The sequence below is a fragment of the Okibacterium fritillariae genome (assembly GCF_052783725.1).
This window is the reverse complement of sequence record NZ_CP199917.1, coordinates 868,256-886,132: the sequence shown is the minus strand read 5'-3', so window position 1 is coordinate 886,132 and position 17,877 is coordinate 868,256. Positions and strand designations below refer to the sequence as shown.

At 68.4% G+C, this 17,877-nt stretch carries 15 protein-coding genes; 2 read left to right on the top strand and 13 right to left on the bottom strand.

The genetic code is table 11. From position 1 onward, the window contains the following. Positions 1–51: 51 nt before the first annotated feature. The 5 genes from purH to ACUWEX_RS04215 form a co-directional block, all read right to left on the bottom strand. Entirely contained in the window at positions 52–1,713 is a 1,662-nt protein-coding gene (gene purH, locus ACUWEX_RS04235) for a bifunctional phosphoribosylaminoimidazolecarboxamide formyltransferase/IMP cyclohydrolase (RefSeq protein ID WP_079726989.1), read from the bottom strand. Between the two features lie 54 nt (positions 1,714–1,767). Beyond that, a complete protein-coding gene (purN, locus tag ACUWEX_RS04230) occupies positions 1,768–2,352 on the bottom strand; it encodes a phosphoribosylglycinamide formyltransferase (protein ID WP_079726988.1) in 585 nt (194 codons plus the stop codon). A 9-nt stretch (positions 2,353–2,361) separates the two neighbouring features. Beyond that, the gene (locus tag ACUWEX_RS04225; RefSeq protein WP_079726987.1) at positions 2,362–3,720 is read right to left on the bottom strand and encodes a cell division protein PerM; all 1,359 of its coding nucleotides are present in this window, start codon (positions 3,718–3,720) and stop codon (positions 2,362–2,364) included. An 18-nt stretch (positions 3,721–3,738) separates the two neighbouring features. Continuing rightward, positions 3,739–5,073, bottom strand: coding sequence for a hypothetical protein (locus tag ACUWEX_RS04220; protein WP_445997220.1), 1,335 nt, complete (start codon positions 5,071–5,073; stop codon positions 3,739–3,741). A gap of 97 nt (positions 5,074–5,170) precedes the next feature. Then, entirely contained in the window at positions 5,171–5,833 is a 663-nt protein-coding gene (locus ACUWEX_RS04215) for a TetR/AcrR family transcriptional regulator (RefSeq protein WP_445997219.1), read from the bottom strand. An 81-nt stretch (positions 5,834–5,914) separates the two neighbouring features. Here ACUWEX_RS04215 and ACUWEX_RS04210 point away from each other — a divergent pair, with 81 nt between their 5' ends. Next, positions 5,915–7,438, top strand: a complete 1,524-nt coding sequence (locus ACUWEX_RS04210; protein WP_445997218.1) for an MFS transporter — start codon at positions 5,915–5,917, stop codon at positions 7,436–7,438. Between the two features lie 144 nt (positions 7,439–7,582). Here the strand turns inward: ACUWEX_RS04210 and ACUWEX_RS04205 are convergent, their stop codons facing one another. The 4 genes from ACUWEX_RS04205 to sucC form a co-directional block, all read right to left on the bottom strand. Next, positions 7,583–7,912 carry a HepT-like ribonuclease domain-containing protein gene (locus ACUWEX_RS04205; protein WP_445997217.1) on the bottom strand — a complete coding sequence of 110 codons (330 nt, stop codon included), beginning with the start codon at positions 7,910–7,912 and terminating at the stop codon, positions 7,583–7,585. Continuing rightward, positions 7,909–8,406 (bottom strand): nucleotidyltransferase domain-containing protein, encoded by a 498-nt coding sequence (locus ACUWEX_RS04200; protein ID WP_445997216.1) that lies wholly within the window; start codon positions 8,404–8,406, stop codon positions 7,909–7,911. Before ACUWEX_RS04200 ends, ACUWEX_RS04205 begins: the two co-directional genes overlap by 4 nt. 141 nt (positions 8,407–8,547) lie before the next feature. Continuing rightward, positions 8,548–9,438 carry a succinate--CoA ligase subunit alpha gene (gene sucD / locus ACUWEX_RS04195; RefSeq protein ID WP_077053792.1) on the bottom strand — a complete coding sequence of 297 codons (891 nt, stop codon included), beginning with the start codon at positions 9,436–9,438 and terminating at the stop codon, positions 8,548–8,550. A 27-nt stretch (positions 9,439–9,465) separates the two neighbouring features. After that, on the bottom strand, positions 9,466–10,629 hold the full coding sequence (sucC, locus tag ACUWEX_RS04190; protein WP_445997215.1) for an ADP-forming succinate--CoA ligase subunit beta: 1,164 nt from the start codon (positions 10,627–10,629) through the stop codon (positions 9,466–9,468). A 160-nt stretch (positions 10,630–10,789) separates the two neighbouring features. Here sucC and ACUWEX_RS04185 point away from each other — a divergent pair, with 160 nt between their 5' ends. Continuing rightward, a complete protein-coding gene (locus ACUWEX_RS04185; RefSeq protein WP_445997214.1) occupies positions 10,790–11,650 on the top strand; it encodes an oxygenase MpaB family protein in 861 nt (286 codons plus the stop codon). On the opposite strand, the gene ACUWEX_RS04180 is transcribed toward ACUWEX_RS04185, so the two are convergent. The 4 genes from ACUWEX_RS04180 to ACUWEX_RS04165 all read right to left on the bottom strand — a co-directional run bounded on the left by ACUWEX_RS04180 (position 11,628) and on the right by ACUWEX_RS04165 (position 17,723). Continuing rightward, the gene (locus ACUWEX_RS04180; protein ID WP_445997213.1) at positions 11,628–13,208 is read right to left on the bottom strand and encodes a transporter; all 1,581 of its coding nucleotides are present in this window, start codon (positions 13,206–13,208) and stop codon (positions 11,628–11,630) included. The genes ACUWEX_RS04185 and ACUWEX_RS04180 overlap by 23 nt on opposite strands. After that, complete coding sequence (locus tag ACUWEX_RS04175; protein WP_079726978.1) at positions 13,190–13,996, bottom strand: ABC transporter ATP-binding protein; 807 nt, start codon at positions 13,994–13,996, stop codon at positions 13,190–13,192. The genes ACUWEX_RS04180 and ACUWEX_RS04175 overlap by 19 nt, the downstream gene beginning before the upstream one ends. A gap of 151 nt (positions 13,997–14,147) precedes the next feature. Next, on the bottom strand, positions 14,148–16,679 hold the full coding sequence (locus ACUWEX_RS04170) for an ATP-dependent helicase (RefSeq protein WP_445997212.1): 2,532 nt from the start codon (positions 16,677–16,679) through the stop codon (positions 14,148–14,150). 12 nt (positions 16,680–16,691) lie between these two features. Next, positions 16,692–17,723, bottom strand: coding sequence for a glycerophosphodiester phosphodiesterase family protein (locus ACUWEX_RS04165; RefSeq protein ID WP_445997211.1), 1,032 nt, complete (start codon positions 17,721–17,723; stop codon positions 16,692–16,694). Positions 17,724–17,877 lie beyond the last annotated feature (154 nt).

Here is a 17,877-nt window from a genome sequence, read left to right as displayed (position 1 = left end):
ACTGCTCGGGCGTGGCGCGGCCGCGATCACGCCGCCGCGACACCCTCCGACTCAGTGGAAGAAGTGACGCTCACCCGTGAAGTACATGGTGATGCCCGCGGCCTCGGCCGCCTGGATGACCTCTTCGTCGCGCACCGAACCACCGGGCTGCACGACGGCCTTCACACCGGCATCCAGCAGCACCTGCAGGCCGTCGGCGAAGGGGAAGAACGCATCGGATGCCGCCACCGAACCGGCCGCGCGGTCACCCGCCCGCGTCACCGCGAGCTGGCACGAGTCGACGCGGTTGACCTGGCCCATGCCCACACCCACGGACGCGCCGTTGTGCGCCAGCAGGATGCCGTTGGACTTGACGGCCCGGCAGGCCTTCCACGCGAACACGAGGTCGACGATCGTCTCTTCGTCGGCGGGCTCACCCGTGGCGAGGGTCCACGATGCGGCCGTGACCGCGGGGTCGACGGGTGCGAATCGGTCGGTGTCCTGCACGAGCAGGCCGCCCGAGATCTGGCGCACCTCGGTGTCTTCGCGCTCGAAGCCGTCGGGCAGCTGCAGCAGGCGCAGGTTCTTCTTGGTTTTCAGCACGTCGAGCGCGGCGTCTTCGAAGCCCGGGGCGACGAGCACCTCGGTGAAGATCTCTTTCACGGTCTCGGCCATCTTGAGCGTGACGATGCGGTTGGCCGCGATCACGCCGCCGAACGCCGACACGGGGTCGCATTCGTGCGCGCGCTGGTGCGCCGAGGCGATGGCGTCGGGCGCCTTGGGCTTCGCGACCGCGATGCCGCACGGGTTGGCGTGCTTGATGATGGCGACGGCCGGGTAGATGAAGTCGTAGGCGGCGCGCACGGCGGCATCGGCGTCGACGAAGTTGTTGTAGCTCATCTCCTTGCCGTGCAGCTGCGTGGCCTGCGCGATGCCGTGGCCGTCGGGGCGCGCGTAGAGGGCGGCCTTCTGGTGCGAGTTCTCGCCATAACGCAGCGTCTGCTGCAGCTCGCCGCCGAGCGTGACGGTCGCGGCGAAGGCGTCAGCGGATGCGGGGGCTGCCGCATCCGTGCCTCCCGCGTTCGAGGAACCGTCGTTCGACGAGCCGTCGTTGTCGACGAACCAGGCAGCGACGGCCGTGTCGTAGGAGGCCGTGTGCTGGAATGCCTCGCGCGCCAGGGTGCGGCGCTGCGCGAGCGACGTGCCCCCGGCCGCGACGGCGTCGATGATCGAGGGGTAGGCGTCGGGCGACACGACGATCGCCACGTTGGCGTGGTTCTTGGCCGAGGCGCGCACCATGGCGGGGCCGCCGATGTCGATCTGCTCGATGACGTCGTCGCCCTGGGCGCCCGAGGCGACGGTCTCGACGAACGGGTACAGGTTGACGACCACGAGCTGGAACGGGGAGATGCCGAGCTCGGCCAGCTGCTCTTCGTGGGATTCGAGGCGCAGGTCGGCGAGGAGCCCGGAGTGCACGGCGGGGTGCAGCGTCTTGACACGCCCGTCGAGCGACTCAGGGAAACCCGTCACCTGGGCCACGTCGGTGACCGCGAAACCGGCGTCGCGGATGGTCTGGGCCGTGCTTCCGGTCGACACGATCTCGACGCCGGCACCCGCGAGGGCCTCGGCGAGCGTCAGCAGGTCGCGTTTGTCGCTGACCGAGAGGAGGGCGCGGGTGATGGGGACGATGTCGCGTTCGCGGTACAGGCTCTTGTCGTGGCTCGGGCCGGACATGGGATCTGATCTCCTCGGTTGGGGTGTGCCGGCCGCAGGTCGCGGCCCGTGGGGTTAGAGGGCGGCGAGGTCGACGTCGCCGGTGGCGATGCTGCGCACCGTGTCGACGAGCAGGCGGCGCTCGACCGGTTTGATGCGCTCGTGCAGCGTGTGCTCGGTGTCGTCGGGCAGCACGGGGACGCGCTCCTGCACGATGATGGGGCCGTCGTCGACGCCGTTCGCGACGACGATGATGCTCGCACCCGTCTGGGTCACACCGGCCGCGAGGGCGTCACGCACGCCGTGGGCACCCGGGAACTCGGGCAGGTAGGCGGGGTGCGTGTTGATGAGGTGCGGCGCGAGGGCGTCGACGACCCCGGCCGGCAGCAGACGCATGAGGCCCGACAGCACGACGAGGTCGGGATGCCAGACGCGGATCTGCTCGAGCAAGGCCTCGCCCCATTCGGCGCGCGAGTCGAACGACGAATACGGCACCGTGAAGGTGGGGATGCCGAAGGCCTCAGCGTGTGCCAGGCCGTCGGCCTCGCGATCGGCACCGACGGCGATCACGCGAGCGGGGAACGCGTCATCGCTCGACGCCTCGAGGAGGGCACGAAGATTGGAACCGGTGCCGGAGATGAGCACAACCACGGAGAGCACCCGAACAGCCTACCGTTTTGAGGCAGAACCCGATTCCCGCTCACTGAGGCGCGAGCGACCGGATGCGGCAGACGCCGATCCGGTGTCGGGGTGGTCGTCGGAGTGCCCGCTTGCGAGCATGCCGATCAGGGCCGCGACCGTCACCTCGATGAAGACGAAGAGCGCGACCCAGAGCGGGTTAGGCCCGACCTCGGCCAGGCGTCCCGGGCCGATCGCTCCGCCCGACAGGGATGCGAGCACGGCGAAGATGAGCGCGGAGATCAGCCCGATGGCGACGGCTCCGGCGGCAAGGGTGCGGTTGGCGTGGGCGGGGGTGGCGGCATCCGTCAAGCGTTCGCGCACGAGCATGGCAGCGAAGAAGCCGGCCAGCAGAGGCACCAGGATGCCCACGAAGCCGAACAGAAGGTCCGCGGTCGGCACGGCGCCGAGGATCGGGAAGGCGGGGAGCGGGCCGACGACCGTGTTGACGGGTGAGACGCTCGTGCCGGCGCCGAGCGCGAACCCGGGGCCGACAAGCCACGAGGCCACCCAGATGACGAGGTTGGGCATGAACGCCAGCTGGCCGAGGGTGACCGCGATGCCGCCCGTCACGCCCAGCTGCGTGCTCTCGTAGAGCGTGGTGATGGTGCCGAAGTTGGCGAAGATCGTGAGCGCGAGCAGCACGCTGGCCACGGCGAGGATGGCGGCGACCACGGCGGTGGCGCCCGTGAAGCCAGCGCGCAGGATGGCCAGTTGGGTGTCGCTGAAGCGGTCGGCGATGCGTTCGCCGAGACCGGCCGACGCGCTCCGCTTCGCGGCGCCCGAACGCGCTCCGGACGCCCGGGGAGAAACGGTCGAGCCGGACGCGCTCGAAGGGGCAGACGCGACCCGGTGGCGGATGACGCCGATCGCGAGCCCCACCGCGATGACGAGCGGCGGCAACACGATGCCCTGCAGGATCGACGGGCGCAGCTGTTCGGAGAGCGCCGAGAACGTGAGCAGCGCCGACAGCACGAGCGCGGCCACGAGCGAACCCGCGACACCCGACTGCCAGTAGCGGGTCTCGGCCGCGCGCCGCCCGATGCGCACGGCCGCGAGCACCGAGAAGAGAGCGAATGCGAGGGGCGCGATGGTCACGAAGAAGGGCTGGGCGGCCTGTGCCACGCCGACCTGGGCGATGGTCGCGGCATCCGCCGTCGCTCGGATGTCGACGCCGTTGCCGGCCAACCAGATGTCCACGGCGGCGCGCCAGAACACGAGCCAGTCGGTCGCAAAGCCGTCCTGGATGGCCCAGAGCAGGGACAGGGGTACGAGCGGGATCGCCACGCCGATGGCGATGGCGATGAGGGTCTCGAGGGCGGCGAGAGTGGCAGTCTGTGAGCGGTTCATCCGACTTGGAGCCTACCCTCAGCCCGCTTCCTCGACGGGCTGCCCGGCCGGGGTGTTGTGGGCCGGGCGCTGAAGCACCTCGAGCACGAACAGCAGCACGAGGGCCCCGACCGCGATCCAGGCCATGTCCGCCACATCGATCGGTCGAACCAGGAGAACGATCCCGGCCGCAACCAGGAGCACGACCAGGCGGAGCAGACCGATGACACGGGCCAGACGTGTTCCGAAGGCACCCGTGGTGACGCCGTGCGCCTCGCCGAACCCGCGCACCGCGGATGCCGCGTCCCGCGCGACCGAACGCAACGCCCGAGGAGCCCGGCCGGGGCCCGCAAGCCACACGGCCACCGCGCTGGCGACACCGATCACGACGACACTGCCGACGAGCGCGAACAAGCCCGCCGTCGCGTGGTCGAAGACGACCTCGAGCGCGTCCCCCGGGAAGCCGTCGGCGCGGGCCGTGCGGCGCAGGAGCGGCCGCGCGATAGCGAGTGCAACGCCGAGCGCCAGGGCCGTGGCGGCAATGGCGATGGCCGCGGCGATCACGGCGCGACGCTTGTTGCGTGCCAACAGGACTCCCCCGGCGGCAGCCACCAGCGCGATCGCGGGCAGCCACGGGCCCACCGCGACGACGAGCGTATAGATCGTCTGCACGCCCGCGGCCTGTGACGTGTCGGCGATCACGATCGTGCGTTCGATGGATGGAATCCGCTCGGCCAGCGCGAAACCGTCGGCGACCAGGGCGTCCTTCACCCGGTCGACGATCGGCCCGAGCTGCACGCCGATGTCGCCCTGCGGGTCGGCCCCGATCTCGATCACGGCATCCGGGTCGCCCTCGAGACTCAGAGTCAGTTGACGGTGGGTTCGCGTGAGGGCTTCGTTCCACACGGTCGAAAAAGCATCCGAGCGGACGACCCTCTCGACCACACCGTCGATCGCCGAGGTCACGCCGGCTGCCGCCGGGTCGCGTAGCAAATCGAGCGCGGCAGCGGCCTTCGGCGGCACGCCCAGACTCTCGATCCCGTCGAAGAGATCGTCGGTGAGGGCCTCGACGTCGAGCGCCTCGCTGATCGCCGCTTCGGTTTCGCGGATCACGGCATCCTGCACGGCCGGTTCGTCAACAAGGGGACCAAAGGTCTCGACGAAAGACTGCGTGTCGGTGAGCTCGGTGACCGCCCAGCTCGCGGCGATGCTCACGGGCGCGAGCACAGCGGCCACGATAATGAGCAGGGCCGAGACGAGCATAAAGAAAAGCCGCGCGGCTCGACCCGTTTTCGGCGTGTCGGCTTCGGCCGCCGCCACGCGTTCACGTTCCCGAAGCCACGCGTTCTCGGCTTCGAGACGGGCAATCCGCACACTTTGGGCGCTTTCCGACTCCGTCATCATGCTGCCCTTCTCGATCGGGCACGCGGTCCGCTACCGAGCGCTGAGCACACGGTAGCGCTTCGACGACTCAGCCCGCTGGCGTCCGTTCGATCGAATCGGCCACGCGGATGCCCACGGCCGGCAGCAGCACGCCGTCGATGATGGAGAGGAGGAACGGGCGGTCGACGGGCTTTTGAAGCACGAGCACGCGATAGGCCGTCATGGCCGGGGTGATCAGGGCGAGCGTCTCGAGGTCGCAGTCGCTCGAGATCTCACCGCGCTCGATGGCGCGCAGCAGCAGCGTCTTGTTGGCCTCGGCGCGCGGCCGGATGATGGCCTGCTCGATCGCCTGCGCGAGCTCGGGCGACTTCGAGAGCATCGACGAGAGCCCCGCCATGATCTGCAGCTTCTTCTCGGCCTCTTCGATTGTGCGGGGTTTGATCAGACCCACCAGGTCTCCGCGCAGCGTCCCCGTGTCGGGCAGGTGCTCGAGGTCGGCGCGTTTCATGCAGGCCACGGCGTCGATCACGAGTTCGTTCTTCGAGGCCCAGCGGCGGTAGAGCGTGGCCTTGCCGGCTTTGGCGCGGGCCGCCACCATTTCGACGGTCATGCCGTCGTACCCACATTCGGCGAGCACCTCGAGGGCCGCATCGAGGATCTCGGGGTCGCGGGAGTGATCGCGCTTGCGCCCCAGTTTGGGGGATTCGACCTGCGTCATTGCGGCGATCTCCTCGCGTTTTCGGGCCTTCATGGGTTCACCCCATGTTAGCGAAGGGTTGAATATAGAACTGATCGTATCCGAAACTGGCCGGTTCCGTATATAGTTCTCGACATGCCACAGACTTCCTCCGCTTCACCCGTTGCCGCAGCAGCCGCTGCCGCAACGTCGTCCCGCCGCTGGTGGACGCTGACCGCCGTCGCCATCGCCCAGCTCATGGTCGTGCTCGACGCCACCGTCGTGAACATCGCTCTGCCCGCCGCGCAGGCCGACCTCGGCTTCTCCAATGGCGACCGTCAGTGGGTCATCACCGCGTACTCCCTCGCCTTCGGCAGCCTGTTGCTGCTGGGCGGCCGCCTCTCCGACCTCATCGGTCGCAAGCGCGCCTTCATCATCGGCCTCATCGGTTTCGCCCTCGCCTCCGCGCTGGGTGGCGCCGCCGACAGCTTCGGCCTCCTGGTCGCCGCACGCGCCCTGCAGGGTGCCTTCGGTGCGCTGCTCGCCCCCACGGCCCTCGCTGTGCTCACCACCACGTTCACGATTCCCAAGGAGCGCGCCCGGGCATTCGGTGTCTTCGGTGCCATTGCCGGTGCTGGTGGCGCGGTCGGCCTGCTGCTCGGTGGGTTCCTCACAGAGAGGCTCGACTGGCGCTGGAACCTCTACATCAACGTCTTCATCGCGATCATCGCCATCATCGGTGCGGTCATCTTCGTCTCCTCGCCGAAGCGCGAGGGCCCGCGGCCGAAGCTCGACGTTCCGGGGACCATCCTCGTGTCTGGTGCCCTCTTCACGCTCGTCTACGGCTTCTCGAATGCCGAGACCGACGGCTGGGACTCCCCGGCCACCTGGGGCATGCTCGCCGCGAGCGTCGTGCTGCTCGTCGCCTTCGTGTTCTGGCAGCGTCGCGCCGCGCATCCGCTCTTGCCGCTGTCGATCGTGCTCGATCGCAACCGCGGCGCCGCCTACGCGTCGGTGCTCATCGCCGGTGCGGGCATGTTCGGCATCTTCCTGTTCGTCACCTACTACCTGCAGGCGTCGCTCGGCTACTCCCCCATTCAGACCGGCCTCTCGTTCCTTCCCATGATCGGCATGCTCGTGCTCGCCGCCCAGCTGTCGACCAACATCTTCGTGCCGCGCTTCGGGCCCAAGGTGATGGTGCCGTTCGGCATGCTCCTCGGCGTGACGGGGATGCTGCTGCTCACGCGCCTCACCCTCGACAGCACCTATGCGGCCGATGTCCTCCCCGCGCTCATGGTGCTCGGTTTCGCGATGGGTTCGATCATGCCGGCGTCCATGCAGACCGCCACCCTCGGAGTCGACCGCCAGTTCGCGGGCGTCGCCTCGGCCATGGTGAACACGAGCCAGCAGGTCGGAGGGTCGATCGGCACGGCGCTGCTCAACACGCTCGCGGCAACGGCGGCCACCGACTTCGTGGCCTCGAACCTGCCCGCCTCGCCCGAGGTTCTCGCCGACGCGGCCGTGCACAGCTACTCCACGGCCTACTTCTGGGGCGCGGGTTTCTTCCTCGTCGGAGCCATCCTGTCGGCCCTGCTGTTCCGCCGCCGCGGCCACGGCGTCTCGCTGCACAACCCGGAGGGCAGCGCTCCGGCGGCTGCCGAGCCGGTCGTCGCGCACTAGCAGGTCGAGTCACGCAGAACGTCAGGTGTCGGTCGCGGATCTTCCGCACCGGCGCCCGGCGCTCTGTATCTTCTCCCGCCTCCGCCGACCTGTCAGCTCAAGGTCTCTTCGGCCCAGAGCGGCAGAAGTGGCAGGCGGACGGGCTCAGACCAGCGTCCGAAGTCGCCGCACATCCTCGTGAAAACCCGCCACGTCGCCCTCAAGAGTCGAGCGCAGCACGGCTGGGTCGACGAAGGCGTACGCATGAGCGATCCTGTTGCGCATCCCCCGCACGGCTCGCCAGGTGCGCTCGTCGATGACCGTCATCCGCAGAGCTTCTGAGATCTGCCCGACACACTCGATGGATGCCGAGAGACGAAGAGCGGCGGCATCCAGAACCACTTGGTCGTGAGCTTCTGTGAGCATCAGGTGCTCGTGGAGCACTCGCAGATGCGTGAGCGCGTCCTCGAGATGATCGGCATCGGACCTCTTCACAGCACGACCGCCGACGCGAGCAGAGCCTCGAGCGCCTCGGCCTTCACCTGGTGCTCGGGAACGATATCGACCGGCACGCCGAGCAGGTCGCTCAGGTCGTCTCCCAGGCGCGCGATCGCTAACATGCCGGTTCCGGCGCGCATGTCCACGAGAAGATCGAGGTCACTGCCCTCGGTGTCTTCACCGCGCGCAACGGAACCGAAGACCCGCAGCCGGCGGGCATCGTGCTCGCGCGCGATGCGAACGATGTCGTCGCGATGCTCGAGGACATGTCGCCCGATCGGGCCCTGGCCCAGCGACGTGCGGCGCATTGTTCCGAGCATCTGGGACACCGCGGGCTGACTCACACCGAGAATGGATGCGATCTCGCGCTGCGATAGTCCCCAGGTCGAGGCGCGCAGCACGGCGAACCTCAGGTCGGCTGATGCATCGGCCCGGCGCTTGGCCGCCGACGCCAGCTCGACTCGAAGCCCCTCTTCAATGGCCTTCTTCATACTCACCTCGTATAAGGAACCTTATCGCTTCTCGCGCGCTCTAACCAGGGCGCGGCGCCAACAAACCTTCCTCCACACACGACAGAAGGCCCGCACCGGCGAACCGGGCGGGCCTTCTGTCGTGTGTGCGCTGGGCGCGAGTTAGAGCGACGCGATGATGTCGCGCATGAGGTTGGCGGTCTCGGACGGCGTCTTGCCGACCTTGACGCCCGCAGCCTCGAGGGCTTCCTTCTTGGCCTGAGCCGTTCCGGCCGAGCCCGACACGATGGCGCCGGCGTGGCCCATGGTCTTGCCCTCGGGGGCGGTGAAGCCCGCGACGTAGCCGACGACCGGCTTCGTGACGTTGGCCTTGATGAAGTCGGCGGCACGCTCTTCGGCGTCTCCACCGATCTCACCGATCATGACGATGGCCTTGGTCTCGGGGTCGGCCTCGAACGCGGCGAGCGCGTCGATGTGCGTCGTGCCGATGATGGGGTCGCCGCCGATGCCGATGGCCGTCGAGAAACCGATCTCGCGCAGCTCGTACATCATCTGGTAGGTCAGGGTGCCCGACTTCGAGACGAGGCCGATGGGGCCCTTGCCCGTGATGTTCGCGGGGGTGATGCCCACGAGCGACTCACCGGGCGTGATGATGCCGGGGCAGTTCGGGCCGATGATGCGCGTCTTCGAACCCTTCTCCTTGGCGTAGGCCCAGAATTCGGCCGAGTCGCCGATGGGAACACCCTCGGTGATGATGACGAGCAGCGGGATCTCGGCGTCGATGGCCTCGATGACCGCATCCTTCGTGAAGGCGGGCGGCACGAAGGCGATCGACACGTCGGCGCCGGTCTTCTCGATGGCCTCGGCCACGGTGCCGAACACGGGCAGCTCGACGCCACCCTCGTGCGTGACGGTGGTGCCGGCCTTGCGCGCGTTGACGCCGCCGACGACCTGGGTGCCGGCCTTCAGCATGAGGGCGGTGTGCTTGGTGCCCTCGCCGCCGGTGATGCCCTGGACGATGACCTTCGAATCCTTGTTGAGGAAGATTGACATGCTTTTTTCCTTAGTCCTTTCCGCGCTTTAGCGGGAAGCCAGTTCGGCGGCCTTGTCGGCGCCCTCGTCCATGGTGGCGGCGAGGGTGATGAGGGGGTGGTTCGCGGCCTGCAGAATGGCGCGGCCCTCGTCGACCTTGTTGCCGTCGAGTCGCACGACGAGCGGCTTGGTGGCGGTGTCGCCCAGGATGCCGAGGGCGTCGACGATTCCGTTGGCCACGGCGTCGCATGCCGTGATGCCGCCGAAGACGTTGACGAACACGCTCCTGACCTGCGAGTCACCCAGGATGACGTCGAGGCCGGCGGCCATGACGGCTGCCGATGCTCCGCCGCCGATGTCGAGGAAGTTGGCGGGTTTGACGCCACCGTGTGCCTCGCCGGCGTAGGCGACGACGTCGAGCGTGGACATGACGAGTCCGGCACCGTTTCCGATGATTCCGACTTCGCCGTCGAGCTTGACGTAGTTGAGGTCGTTCTCCTTGGCCTTCAACTCGAGCGGGTCTTCGGCCGCCGTGTCTTCGAGGGCTGCGTGGTCGGCGTGACGGAACGAGGCGTTCTCGTCGAGCGAGACCTTGCCGTCGAGCGCGATGATGTCGCCCTCTTCGGTGAGTACGAGCGGGTTGACCTCGACGAGCGTCGCGTCTTCGCCGGTGTAGACGGCGTAGAGCTTGACGAAGACGTCGGCCACCTTGTCGACCAGCTCGGCCGGGAAGTTCGCGGCTTCGGCGATCTCGCGGGCCTTGGCGATGTCGATGCCGGCGATCGGGTCGACCTCGATGCGCGCGAGCGCCTCGGGCTTCTCGACGGCGAGCACCTCGATCTCCATGCCGCCCTCGACGCTCGTGAGCGACAGGTAGGAGCGGTTGGCGCGGTCGAGCAGCACCGAGAAGTAGAACTCCTGGGCGATGCGGGCGCCGCCCGCGACCATGACGCGCTTGACGACGTGGCCCTTGATGTCGAGGCCGAGAATGGCTTTCGCCGCTTCCTCTGCCTCATCGGGCGTCTTCGCCACCTTGACGCCGCCGGCCTTGCCGCGGCCTCCGGTCTTCACCTGGGCCTTGACGACGACGACACCGCCCAACTTCTCGGCGGCGGCGCGCACCTCCTCGGGCGTCTCGGCGACGATACCGGGTAGCACCGGCACCTCGTACTTCTCGAATAGGTCTCGTGCCTGGTACTCGTAAAGATCCACGTTCGGTTCCTAACCCCGCCTCTATCTGTGTGAGTGTGTGCGGCGTTCTCCGGCCGAGGTTTGCTCGACGTCGAGAGAAATTGCCTTCCCCGACTCTACTCCCGTGCGGCGGTCGGGTTGTGGCACGGCCCTCCAAGCTGGCCGCGATAGGGTGCACGCCATGACCGATCTGGGGGATGTCGCGCGCGAGGGTGTGCTCATCGCGGGCGGCGGTCGCGCCATCCTGTTGCAGATCGCCGACCCCCGCATCGGCGTCGCGGTCGCCGCGCACTCCAACTTCAGCGAGCGACCGCTCGACCGCCTGAACGGGACCCTGTCGTTCGTCTACGCGCAGGTGTTCGGCACCGAAGCCGAGCGGCGCGAGACGGCGCGGCGGGTCAATCAGGCGCACGGGCCCGTGCATAGCGATCCACGCCCCACTCGCGGGTCTCGCGAGGCCGAGACGTCCGGTGGCGACGGGCCGCCTGCGTCGTCGATCGGCGCCGGCAACCCCCACCCGGTCGCCTACGACGCCTTCGATGCCGATGCGCAACTGTGGGTGGCCGCCACGCTCTACGACACCGCCATCCGCATATTTGAGCGCATCTTCGGCCGTCTCTCGCCCGCCGACGCCGAGCGCGTCTATCAGGGCTACGCCGTTCTCGGCACGGCGCTGCAGGTTCCCGAGGGCGCGTGGCCGGCCGATCGCGCGGCCTTCGAGGCCTATTGGGCCAAACGGATGGCCGAGCTCCGGGTCACTCCCGAGGCCCGACGCGTCGCCGCCGACCTGCTGCACCCGCGCCGGGGCCCCCTCTGGTTGAAGGCGGGCATGCCCCTGGCGCGCCTCATAACGGTCGGACTGCTCGACGATCGCCTGCGGGAGGCCTTCGGTTTCCGCTGGACACCGGGCCGCCAACGGCGCTTCGACGCGGCGATGCGGATGACCCGGGCGATCTGGCCACGCCTGCCCCGAGTCATCCGCACCGCCCCGCGCGATCTCTATCTGCGCCGGTTGAGGGTCAGCCGTTCCGCAGCAGTTTGAGCTTGACCAGCAGGTCGGGGCCCGTGCGGTCGAGCGTGCGGCCGCCGACGCGGATGCCGACGAACATGAGCACGAGTCCGAGGACTACACCCACCGCGAGCGTCGCATAACCGAAGACGATGTCCCCCGTGACGAACGCGATGATCGTGAGAACGATCTCGGGCAGGGTGAAGAGCAGCAGCATCCCCATCACGGCGAAGGAGATGCCCGCCTGGCCGATGCTGCCGCCCGCATTCGACTTGAACGGCGAGTCGCCCGCGGCCGGAACGGTGATGACGAATCGCGCCGACGACACGCTGACGACCGCCATGCCGGAGAACAGCAGGCCGAGGCTGAGGCCGAGGATGGCGGGTAGGAACGCCCACTCCCCCGAGATCGCCACCGAGCCGACGGCGCCCAGAACGGTGGCCGGCAGGCCGAACGACAGGAGCGCGGCAACCCGGCCCCACCGGTCGTCGATGCCGCGCACGCCGTTGGCGAGGTGGGTCGCGAAGGCCGTGCCGTCGTAGGAGATGTCGGCGAAGATGACGAGTGCCAGCGAGAACGCGATGAACGGGCCCGTCAGGTAGAGCAGGATGTAGTTCTCGTTGAACGTGGACACAACCCAGAATACGGCGAAGAGGATCGGCACCGAGATCAGCTGGCGCAGGTAGCGCGGGTCACGCACCCAGTAGGTGAGCGACCGGGCCATGACGGCACCCCGCGGGGTAGCGGGGAACACGCCGAATAGGCCCACTTTGCCGGCACCCCGCAGCTTGTTGGCCTGCTGCGGCGGGTTGACCAGTGCGCTCGCGAAGGCGCGATACCAGATCACGATGACGATGGCGAGGAAGGCGAGCGCGATCACGAATTTGGCGAGCGCGGGCAGCCAGTCGCCCGCGGCGATATCGGCGGGGACGGCCCAGGGGGCTCCGAGCGGCGTCCAGCCGAGCACGCGGGCCACACGCGGGAAGGTGTCCGCGTCGAGACTCGACAGGCCGCCCGTGACACCGATGATGATCGGGCCGGCGAGGATGAGCGGAATGAGCACGATCGTGCCGGAAACCTCGCGGAAGCGGCGCTTCGAGGCGAGTCCCGATCCGAGTGCGGCCACCGCGCGCGAGAGGAGCACACACGTGACGGCGCCGACCAGGCCGCAGACGATCGCGGCGACCGCGGCCGCCGGGTAGCGGATCCAGCTGATGGTGATGGCGAGCGCCGCCACGGTGGTGACGAGGCCGGGCACGCCCAGGATGCCGGAGAGGCCGAGCCCCAACAGCAGCTTGGGCAGCGGGATCGGGAATTGCACGAGTCGCGCCGGTTCGAGGGTCTGCTCGATGCCCGAGAAGACGAGCGGGATGATGACCCAACCGAGCACGAGCGCCGACCCGGCGATGATGAGCACCTGCGTGGTGACGTCGAGGGGCGCGAAGCTCAGCGCGATCAGGCCCGCGACGATGCCGAAGAGCAGGCCGAGCCCGTAAAGCGCGCCGATGACGACGGCGACGATCTGCCAGGGGCTGCGCGACAGCGTGTTCTTGAGGACGAGGAAACGCAGTTTTACGAGAGTCGCAACCATTCCGGGCCCTCCGCGTGGTGTCGGCCGCCGACGAGTTCGACGAACTTGTCTTCGAGCGTGGATTCGCCGCGCACCTCGTCGACGGTTCCGGCCACGAGCACGCGCCCGGCGGCGATGACGGCCACGTGGTCGCACATGCGCTGCACGAGGTCCATCGAGTGGCTCGACACGATGACCGTGCCGCCGTTCTGCACGTACCCCTTCAAGATGTCGCGGATGTTGGCGGCCGAGACGGGGTCGACCGATTCGAACGGCTCGTCGAGCACGAGCACGCGCGGTGCGTGCACGAGGGCGGATGCGAGGGCGATCTTCTTCGTCATACCGGCCGAGTAGTCGACCACGAGCGTGCCGCCGGCCTTGTCGAGGTCGAGCAGCGCCAGCAGGTCGCGCGTGCGCTGGGCGACCGTGTCGCGGTCGAGCCCGGAGAGGAGCCCGTTGTAGGTGACGAGCTGCTCGCCCGTGAGCCGATCGAAGAGCTTGACGCCGTCGGCGAGGATGCCGAGCAGGCGCTTGGCCTCGATGGGGTGCTGCCACATGTCGACGCCGTGCACGAACGCCTGCCCGTAGTCGGGGCGCAGCAGGCCGGTGGCCATGCTGAGGGTCGTGGTCTTGCCGGCGCCGTTCGGGCCGACGAGGCCGTAGAACGACCCGGTGGGCACGGTGAGGCTGATGCCGTTGACGGCGATTTTCTCGCCGAACTTCTTGGCGAGCCCGGTGACCTGCAGGGCAGGAGTGTTGGGGTCGACCGAATGGTCGGGTGCGGGTGGACGGTTGCTGGCGTTCGTCATGAGAACCCCTCGGATCGTCGGCGGATGGTCGGCGAGGGTTCACGACGCTGTGACACGCCACCCCCGGTCGCCCCCGAGCCTACAAGAGGCGTGCGTCGCCGCGACAGGCGCAACCTCCCGCCGCGCTTGCCCGCCACAACCGACCGGCGCGCTAGATCTTTTCGATCGGCGCGATCTTGATCAGCAGCTTCTTGGCCCCGGCCGAGTCGAAGGCCACGTGGGCGATGCGTTTGGCGCCGATGCCCGTGACCTGCTGCACGCGTCCCTCGCCGAAGTCGGTGTGCCGGATGCGGTCGCCGCTCTGCAGCTTGAGGTCGCCGTTGTCGCGCACCTGGTTGGTGACCCGGTTGGGCCAATCCTTCTTCTCGGTGAGCGCTTTGCCGTTGAACGACCCCTGCAGCCCGGGTGCGGAGTCGTCGCCCCAGCGGGACTTCTGCGCGTTGAGCGCGCGCGACTGGGTGCCGCCGCGGGAGTTCGCCATTCCCGGTGACTGACGCCACTCGATGAGCTCGGCGGGGATTTCTTGCAGGTAGCGGCTGGGCATGGCCACCGACGTCTCGCCGTATTGCGCGCGCGTCATGGCGAGCGAGATGTGCAGCTTCTTGCGGGCGCGCGTGATGCCGACGTAGAACAGCCGACGCTCTTCGGACGGACCCCCGGGTTCGCCGGCCGACATGCGGTGCGGCAGCAGGTCTTCTTCGACGCCCGTGAGGAACACGGCGTCGTATTCGAGCCCCTTGGCGGTGTGCAGCGTCATGAGCGAGACGGTGCCGGAGCTGTCGTCGAGGTCGTCGGCGGCGGCCACGAGCGATACCTCGGTGAGGAAGTCGACGAGGTTGCCGTCGGGGTTGTTGCGCTCGAAGTCTTTCGTCACGGCGATGAGCTCTTCGACGTTCTCGGCGCGCGCCTCGTCTTGCGGGTCGCGGCTGGAGCGCAGCGTCTCGACGAGGCCCGACTTGGTGATGAGCAGCGTGATGACGTCGGACACCTTGCCTTCGGCCACGAGCGCGCTTGCTTCGTCGAGCAGCTCGGACAGGCCGGTGATGGCGCGCGTGACCTTGGGGCCGAGGCCGAGCGAGGCCGCGTCGCGCAGCGCCTCGCGGAACGAGATGTCGTTGGCCTCGGCGAACGAGGCGAGCTGCGTCTCGGTGGCGGGCCCGATGCCGCGCTTCGGCGTGTTGAGGATGCGGCGCATGGCCAGCGTGTCGAGCGGGTTGGCGACGGCCGCGAGATAGGCCATGGCGTCTTTGATCTCGGCACGCTCATAGAACTTGGTGCCGCCCATGATGCGGTAGGGCAGGGCCGAGCGGATGAAGATCTCTTCGAGCGCTCGCGTCTGCGCGTTGGTGCGGTAGAAGACCGCGATCTCGGAGTAGGCCATGCCCGCCGCGTGCAGCTTCTCGATCTCGTCGGCCACGAACTGAGCCTCGTCGTGCCCCGAATAGCCCGTGAAGCCGATGATCTTGTCGCCGTCGCCGCCGGCCGACCACAGCTTCTTGTCCTTGCGGTCGAAGTTGTTGGCGATGACGGCGTTGGCGGCCGACAGGATGTTCTGCGTCGAGCGGTAGTTCTGCTCGAGTAGCACCACCTTGGCGCCCGGGAAGTCACGCTCGAACTCGGTGATGTTGCGGATGTCGGCCCCACGGAATGCGTAGATCGACTGGTCGGAGTCGCCCACGACGGTCAGCGACGCACCGGGGATCTTTCCCTCGTCGTCGCGCAGGTTGCGCACGTGGTCGCCCGAGGCCTCGAGCTCGTTCACCATGTCGGTGGGCACGGCCCGCGTGAGCTCGCGGATGAGCGAGTACTGAGCGTGGTTCGTGTCCTGGTATTCGTCGACCAGCACGTGCCGGAACCGCCGCTGATACTTGGCAGCCACATGCGGGAACGCGCGGAAGAGGTAGACCGTCTGCCCGATGAGGTCGTCGAAGTCGAAGGCGTTCGCCGCCGTGAGCGCACGCGTGTAGGCACGGAAGATGGCGAGGAACATGGCCTCTTGCGGGTCGGACGTGTTGACCATGCGCGCGAAGCTGTCCACATCGGCCAGCTCGTTCTTGAGCTTCGAGATGCGCGCGGATGCATTGGCCGGCGTGAACCCGAACGTGTCGGCCTCGAGCTCCTTGATGATGCGCTTGAGCAGCACGCGCGAGTCGGCGGAGTCGTAGATCGTGAAGCTCTGGGTGAACCCGAAGTTCTCGGCCTCTTTGCGCAGGATGCGCACGCACGCCGAGTGGAACGTGGAGATCCACATGCCGTCGGCACCCTGGCCGAGCAACGCACCGACGCGCTCCCGCATCTCGGCGGCGGCCTTGTTGGTGAAGGTGATGGCGAGAATCTGGCTCGGCCACGCCTCGCGACTCTCGATCAGGCTGGCCACGCGGCGCGTGAGCACGCTGGTCTTGCCCGAGCCGGCGCCCGCGACGATGAGCAAGGCCGGGCCGCGATATTCGACGGCCTCACGCTGCTGCGGGTTCAACCCGTCGAGCAGACGCGACGCGCCACCCCAGCCCGGGCCACCCGAACCAGCACCTGCGCTCGCACCGCCGCCACCGGGCCATCCGTTCGCGCCGTCGCGAGACCCGTTGCTGTAAACGCCGTCGCCCGAGGGGATCTCGGCGACGGGCCACCCGTCGAGGATGATGGGGGTCGCCGAATCGCGGTCGGAGGGGTTCTCAGTCGTCATGTCCCCCCAAGTCTAAGCGGCACCACCGACACTCTCCCGGCCGAGATCAGGGTGGTCGACGAAGACGCCGTCGACGCCGGTTTCGAGCACCGCCTGGAACTCGCCACGCCAATCGCCGAACGCATCCTTGGCGCCCTCCAGCCGGAACGCCGGGGTGAGGAAACGGTTCTCGGGCCGCAGCGTCCACGTGAAGACATCCAGGCCGGAATGGTGGGCGAGATTGACCAGGGCGGCCCCATCGGCGCGCTGCTCTTCCGAACCGTCGGCGCCCAGCAGCAGGCTCTTGTCCACGCTGATGCCCCGCACCCACGCGCTCGTCCCGAAGGCGGCGAGGCTTTCGGATGTCAGCTGCTCGGCGTAGCTCGGCGCATCAGACCCCTCGGCGGCCACCCGGTCGAAGGCCGCGCCCGCCTTCTCGACGAGGTAGACGCCGCGCCCGCCGAGGCCGCGATCGTGCAGCTGGCGCAACACCGTCTCCTCGAACGATTCGACGACGAGATGATCGGCCGGAAACGACGCCAGCGCATCGGCGACCAGCTCGTCGAGCGGCAGGCCGATGGATGCGAAATGGGTGGCGTGTTTGACCTCGGCCACCAGCCCGAGTTGCCGGCCGCGGCGTTCGGAGGCGGCATCCACGATCTCGAGCAGGTCCTCGAGGCGCAGCAGCGGTTCGGTGCCGTCGAACGCGGCGCTCCGGGGGCGCACCCGGGGCAGGCGTTCACGCGCACGCAGGGTCTGCAGCTCGACCCAATCGAAGTCCTCGGTGAAGAAACCCGTGTGCTCGCGGCCATCCACCGTGGTCGTGCGCCGGCGGTCGGCGAATTCCGGATGCTCCGCCACATCGGTCGTGCCCGAGATCTCGTTCTCGTGCCGCACCACGAGCACACCGTCGCGCGTGGCCACGAGGTCGGGCTCGACAGCATCCGCCCCCATCTCGAACGCGAGTTCGTAGGACGAGCGCGTGTGCTCGGGCCGATAGCCCGGGGCGCCACGATGCCCGATGACGAGGGGTTCGCTGCGGCCGTGCTTCTCGCGTTCAGTCATGCCGTCCAGCTAACCATCGTCGCCCGAGCGCTTGCCGCACAGCTGCGCACGTCTCGAGCGACTCGCCCGCGCCACTCGTCCCAGACATCTCACTGCCTCCTGCATGCCCCGGGAGGCCCCGGTGCCCCCGGAATAAGGGACAGTTCTCAGCGTT